The organism is Luteibacter sp. KNZ12-1A, assembly GCF_056755675.1.
Genome location: NZ_JBPGXU010000049.1, coordinates 21,516 through 27,658, shown reverse-complemented (window position 1 = coordinate 27,658; position 6,143 = coordinate 21,516). Strand labels below are relative to the sequence as shown.

The 6,143-nt window shown below is 67.3% G+C and carries 6 protein-coding genes; all 6 read right to left on the bottom strand.

Annotation, left to right across the window (positions count from 1 at the left end):
• Positions 1-142 precede the first annotated feature (142 nt).
• Genes dgoD through araG form a run of 6 tightly spaced genes read right to left on the bottom strand, consistent with a single transcriptional unit; the run spans position 143 to position 6,143 of the window.
• A complete protein-coding gene (gene dgoD, locus ACR9ZJ_RS11500) occupies positions 143-1,294 on the bottom strand; it encodes a galactonate dehydratase (protein WP_481282359.1) in 1,152 nt (383 codons plus the stop codon).
• A gap of 2 nt (positions 1,295-1,296) precedes the next feature.
• Positions 1,297-1,923, bottom strand: coding sequence for a 2-dehydro-3-deoxy-6-phosphogalactonate aldolase (locus ACR9ZJ_RS11495; protein WP_481282751.1), 627 nt, complete (start codon positions 1,921-1,923; stop codon positions 1,297-1,299).
• Positions 1,913-2,722: an SDR family oxidoreductase gene (locus tag ACR9ZJ_RS11490; RefSeq protein WP_481287823.1), complete on the bottom strand. Its 810-nt coding sequence runs from the start codon at positions 2,720-2,722 to the stop codon at positions 1,913-1,915. Before ACR9ZJ_RS11490 ends, ACR9ZJ_RS11495 begins: the two co-directional genes overlap by 11 nt.
• Positions 2,719-3,612: an SMP-30/gluconolactonase/LRE family protein gene (locus ACR9ZJ_RS11485; RefSeq protein ID WP_481287822.1), complete on the bottom strand. Its 894-nt coding sequence runs from the start codon at positions 3,610-3,612 to the stop codon at positions 2,719-2,721. Before ACR9ZJ_RS11485 ends, ACR9ZJ_RS11490 begins: the two co-directional genes overlap by 4 nt.
• Positions 3,612-4,613: an L-arabinose ABC transporter permease AraH gene (gene araH, locus ACR9ZJ_RS11480; protein WP_481282362.1), complete on the bottom strand. Its 1,002-nt coding sequence runs from the start codon at positions 4,611-4,613 to the stop codon at positions 3,612-3,614. The genes ACR9ZJ_RS11485 and araH overlap by 1 nt, the downstream gene beginning before the upstream one ends.
• Positions 4,614-4,616: 3 nt before the next feature.
• Entirely contained in the window at positions 4,617-6,143 is a 1,527-nt protein-coding gene (gene araG / locus ACR9ZJ_RS11475) for an L-arabinose ABC transporter ATP-binding protein AraG (protein ID WP_481287821.1), read from the bottom strand.

Sequence of the window (6,143 nt, the reverse complement as noted above, 5' to 3'; positions counted from 1 at the left end):
CCACCCGTCCGCGGCAACCTGGACCCTCTGCGGAAACCTGGACCCCCGCGGCAATCTGGTGGGAGCCGACCTTGTCGGCGATGCTCTTGTGGGAGCCGCTTCAGCGGCGATCCCGCGGCAGCGGGCAAGACACCGCGCCCTATCACCACTCCGCCACGGACCCATCCGGGTGCCGCCACAGCGGATTCCGCCAGTCGGCGACTTCCCGGCTGCGCTCGATCAGCAGTGCCTCGTTCACCTCGATGCCCAGGCCAGGCCCGCTGAACGGCAACGCATAGCCACCATCGTCCAGCGCGAGCGCATCCTTGTTGAGGACGTAATCGAGGACCTCGCCGCCCTTGTTGTAATGGATGCCGATGCTCTGTTCCTGCAACGTGGCATTCCAGCTGACGAAGTCCACGTGCAGGCATGAGGCGAGCGCGATCGGTCCCAACGGGCAATGCGGCGCCAGGGCCACGTCGTATGCCTCGGCCATCGCGGCGATCTTCACGCATTCGGTGATGCCGCCGGCGTGGGAGAGATCGGGTTGCAGGATCGAGATGCCGCCGCGCTCCAGCACGCTCTTGAATTCGAAACGCGAGTACATGCGTTCGCCCGCGGCGATGGGAATCGAGGTGTGCGCCGCGATGCGCGGGTAGTACTCGGCCTGTTCGGCGAGTACCGGTTCCTCGATGAACAGGGGGCGGAACGGTTCCAGCTCCTTCACCAGGACCTTGGCCATCGGCGCGGACACCCGGCCGTGGAAGTCCAGGCCGAACTCGATCGTGTTGCCGAAGGCCTCGCGGATCTCGGCCACGCGCGCCACGGCCGCGTCCACCGCCTTGCTCGAGCCGATGATGCCCATTTCCTCGCAACCGTTCATCTTGAACGTGTCGAAGCCGTGGGCCATGCGCTCGCGGATCTGCGCGATGACGTCGGCGGGACGGTCGCCGCCCACCCAGCAATAGGTCTTCATGCGATCGCGTACACGGCCGCCGAGCAGCTCGTATACCGGCGCGTTCAACACCTTGCCCTTGATGTCCCACAGGGCCTGGTCGATGCCGGCGATGGCGCTCATGAAGACGGCGCCGCCCCGGTAGAAACCGCCGCGGTACATCGCCTGCCAGAGGTCGTTGATGCGGGCCGGGTCCTTGCCGATGACGTACTCGGAAAGTTCGTGCACCGCCGCCTCGACGGTGCGCGCACGGCCTTCCACCACGGGCTCGCCCCAACCGACGACGCCTTCGTCGGTTTCCATCTTGAGGAACATCCAGCGGGGCGGGACGCGATACGTGGTGATCTTGGTGATCTTCATGCTCAGACCGAACGATAGGCTTTGACGAAGGCGTTCGCGCGCTCGCGCGTCCGCGACACGGGTTGCCCCGCTTTATACAGGTCGCCGCCCAATCCCGCACCGATGCAGCCCGCGTCGAGGAACTGGCCGATGTTCTCCGGCGTGACACCGCCGACGGCCAGCAACGGCAGGTCCGGTGGCAGCACGGCGCGGATGGCTTTCACGTAGCCCGGGCCCCATTGCGCGGCGGGAAACAACTTCAGCGACTGCGCGCCCGCGGCGATGGCCGTGAAGGCCTCGCTCGGTGTGCTGAAGCCGATGGAGGTGTACATTCCGCGTTCGCGGCCGCGGCGGATCACCGCGGGGTCGGTATTGGGCGTCACCAGCAGGTGGCCACCCAGGTCGGCCACCGCGTCGACCGCTTCCGGCGTCAGCACCGTGCCCGCGCCGACCAGTGCCCGGGTGCCGGCGACTTCCAGCGCCATGGGGATGCTGCGTTGCCAGTCGGGCGAGTTGAGGGGCACCTCGATGGCGTCGAATCCCGCTTCGAGCAGGGCCTCGACGTGGCCGACGATGTCGTCCGGCGTGATGCCGCGAAGGATGGCGATGAGGGGAAGCGCAGTCGGCCAGGCCATGGGTTCACTCGTGATAGAGCTGGGAACGGCCGCCGTCGACGCGAATGTCGGCGGCGTTGATGTAGCGCGCTTCGTCGGAAGCGAGGAACAACGCAGTATAGGCAATCTCCGCCGGCTCGCCGATGCGCTTGTTAGGCAGGATCTCGGTCTGCCGGCGGCGTTCCGCCTCGGGATCGGCAGCGGCGGCGAAGCCGGCCTCGGCGATGGCGGTCAGCACGAGACCCGGGGAAATCGAGTTCACGCGAATGCCGTGGGCGGCGTACTCGATGCCCAGCGCCTTGGTCAGCCCGATCAATCCATGCTTGGCCACGGGATAGGGGAAGCAGTGCGGGACGATCTTGTGCCCGTGCACCGAGGCGATGTTGACGATGCTGCCGCGACCGAGTCCGAGCATGCCCGGCAGCACGGCTTTCGCGCAGTTCCAGGCGCCCTTGAGGTCGACCTCGAAGCAGCGCGTCCATTCGTCGTCGCTCAGCGAAAGCGGATCGTTGAACACGTTGATGCCGGCGTTGTTGACCAGGACGTCGGGTGCGCCGAAGCGCTCCGTCGCGGCATCGACCATGCGCCGTACCGCCGCGGGATCGGTCACGTCGGCTTCGAACAGCATGGCGTCGTCGGTGTCGAGTCCGGCCAGCGTGGCACGCGCCTGCGCGTTGTCCCGGATCACGTTGAGCACGATCTTCGCGCCATGGGCGGCGAACAGCTCCGCCGTGGCGGCGCCGATGCCCTGCGTGGCGCCGGTGACGATGGCCACCTTGCCCGCGAGGCGCGGCAAGGGCGTGGTGCGCGGATCGGCCTTCGTCGTGCCGGTCATGCGCCCGATCCGTGACCGTAACGTGCCTCGGGCAGGCCGCGTCCGCGCGGCGGCGTGCCGATGAAGATCGCGCCGTTCGAGGGTTCGTCGGCGATCACGGTGTCCTTCAGGCCCTTGTGCGCCGAGGTGACCACCATGCGGTCGAGCGCGGCGCCGGCGAACGTGACGCAGCTCGGCTGGCGCGCCGGCAGGTCGATGACCGCGTCCACGCGGCCATCGGGGGCGTAGCGCAGCACGCGCGATCCACCCCACTGCGCGTTCCAGAGGAAGCCCTCGGCGTCGATGGTCGAGCCGTCCGGTTCGATACCTTCTTCCAGTTGGGCGAAGACACGGATGCGGTCGATCTCGCCGGTCGCGGCGTCGTAGTCGCAGGCCATGATCTGTGCGGTGGGCGAGTCGGTGAAGTACATCGTCTCGCCATCCGGGCTGAAGCAGATGCTGTTGGTGATGGCCGCCTTCGGCAGGGCCAGCCGGTCGAGCTTGCCGTCGTGCGTGTAGCGCCAGAACGATGCCACCTTCTCCGGGCCCCGTTCGTTGAGGGTGCCGAAGATGAAGTTGCCGCCACGGTCGCAGCGGCCGTCGTTGGTGCGCGTGCCGGGCAGGTCGGGCTCGATGTCCTCGAGCACGTGCAAGCTGCCGTCGCGGGTGTCGTAGCGGGCGAGTTGCTTCTCCAGCGCGAGCAGGAGCACGCCGGGCTGGTGGGTGAGGGCGAAGCAGCACAGGCGCGCCGGAAGCTTCCAGTCCTTCACGACGCCCGTGGCCGGGTCGTACGAGAACAGCTGTGAAGTGGCGATGTCGGTCCAGCGGACCAGGCCGGCCATGTCGTCCCAGATCACACCCTCGGCATGGGCCTGGCGGTGGGAGGAAAGCGGTTTGAAGGTATCGGTCATCAGCGGGATTGCCTGCGGTTCTTGAGCTGGTCCACGAGCACGGCGATCAGCAGGATCGCACCGCGGACCAGGTACTGGTAGAAGGCGTCGATGTTCATGAGGCTCATCGCATTCTGCACGGTGCCCATGATGAGGACGCCAACGAGCACGCCACTGATGCTCGCACGGCCGCCCATCAGGGAGACGCCGCCCAATACGCAGGCCGAGATGACGTTGAGCTCGAAACCTTCGCCCGCGTTGGGCTGGCCGCTGGTCATGCGCGAGGCGAGGATGATGCCGGCCAGAGCGGCGACCAGGCCCTGGATGAGGAAGATGGCGATGCGCACGCGATCGACCGCCACGCCGGCGAGGCGCGCGGCGTCCGGATTGCCGCCGATCGCCAGGGTATTGCGGCCGTAGATGGTCTTGTTGAGCAGCACGCCGAAGACGACGAAGCAGGCCAGGGTGACCCATACCGGCACCGGCAAGCTGAGGAACTCGGCGCTGCCCAGGGTGAAGAAGGCCTCGCTGGTGACGCCCACGGCCTGGCCGTGCGAGGCGATGAAGGCCAGGCCACGCACGATTTCCATCGTCGCCAGCGTGGTGATCAGCGCGTTGATCTTGAGCTTGGCGATGACCGCGCCATTGACGAAGCCGACCAGGGCGCCCGCGACCAGGCTGGCGCCGATACCGACCACCACGCTGCCCGTGGCGTTGGAAACGATCGCGCAGAACACGCCCGCGAACGCCACGGTCGAGCCCACCGAGAGGTCGAAATCGCGCGAAGCCAGGCAGAACATCATCGTGCAGGCGACCATGCCGATCTGCGACACGGAAAGGGCCAGGCCGACCACGTTGTCCCACGAAAAGAAGTACTGCACGGTCATGCTCAGCACGGCGAACAGCACGATGAAGATGCCGATCAGGCTGTAATCGTCGACGACCTGCCAGAGCAGGGCGCGGCGATGGGCCTCGGGCGTCTCGCGGGTCGCGGCGATGGCGGCGGCGTTGGGCTCGGTCATGGGTCAGGCGTTCCTTATCGGGGTGGATCCCGCGCTTTCAGGCAGGGCGGCGGCGAGGACGTTCTGCTCGTTCGCCGAGGCGCGGTCGAACTGGGCGGTGATGCGGCCACGGCACATGGTGACGACACGGTCGGAGACGCCGAGTACCTCGGGCAGCTCGCTGGAGATCATCACCACGGCCACGCCGCGCGCGGCCAGTTCATAGAGCACGTTGTAGATCTCGTTCTTCGCGCCGACGTCGATGCCGCGGGTGGGCTCGTCGACGATCAGCACGCGCAGGTCTTTCTCGGCCAGCCAGCGCGAGAGCACCGCTTTCTGCTGGTTGCCGCCGGACAGCAGGCGGATTTCCTGCCGGCGGTGCGGCGTGCGGATGCGCAGTCGTTCGATGTAGCTGTCGGCGGTCCTGGCCTCGTTGCGGTCGTTCACGAAAAGGCCGGCGGTGAGGTGGTTGCGTCGCGCGCTGATGTTGATGTTTTCCGACACCGAGCGCACGCCGATGATGCCGTCTTCCTTGCGATCCTCGGGGCAGAACACGAGGCCGTGCCGGATGGCGTCGCGGATGTGCGAGCCCTTGATGCTCTGCCCGTCCACGCGTACCTCGCCGGCGGTACGCCGGTCGGCACCGTAGACCACGCGCATGATCTCGGAGCGGCCCGCGCCGACCAGGCCGAAGAAGCCGACGATTTCCCCGGCACGCACCTCGAAACTCACCGGCAGGGGCACGGCACGGCCGGTCACGTTCTTCACCGAGAGGCGCACGTCACCGTGTTCGCGCGGCTGGTAGCCGAAGATGTCGCTGATCTCGCGGCCGACCATGCGCTGCACGAGCGCGTCGCGGGTGACGCCCTCCAGCGTGTCGAAATCGGTGACCTTGCGGCCGTCACGGAAGATCGTCGCCGCATCGCAGAGTTCGAAGATCTCGTCGAGGCGGTGCGAGATGTAGATCATCGCCTTGCCCTGCGCGCGCAGGTCGCGCACGAGGCGGAAGAGTACGTCGGTCTCGCGATGCGACAACGAGCTGGTGGGCTCGTCCAACGCGAGGATCTTCGCGTCGCGCAGGATCGCCTTGACGATCTCCACCATCTGCCGTTGACCGATGGAAAGCTGTTTCAGCTTCGCGCGGGGATCGAGGTCCACGCCGAGTGCGTCCAGGCGCTCGCGAGTCCAGGCCAGCGCGCGGCGGCGGTCGACCAGGCCGAAGCGCGTGGGCAGGCGGCCGAGCAGCAGGTTCTCCATGACCGACAGTTCCGGCACGTACTGGAGTTCCTGGTGGATCACCGCCACGCCCGCGTCGATGGCATCGGCCGCCTTGCGGAAGTGCCGCACGTGTCCGTCGATCGCGACTTCGCCCTCGTCGGGGATGTATTCCCCACCGAGGATCTTCATCATGGTCGACTTGCCCGCGCCGTTCTCGCCGAGCAGGCCGTGCACGCTGCCGGCGCGCACGGCGAAGCCGACATCGTCGAGCGCGCGCACGCCGGGAAAGGTCTTCCCGATATGGCGGAACTCGAGGCGCGGGGCGTTCGTCAT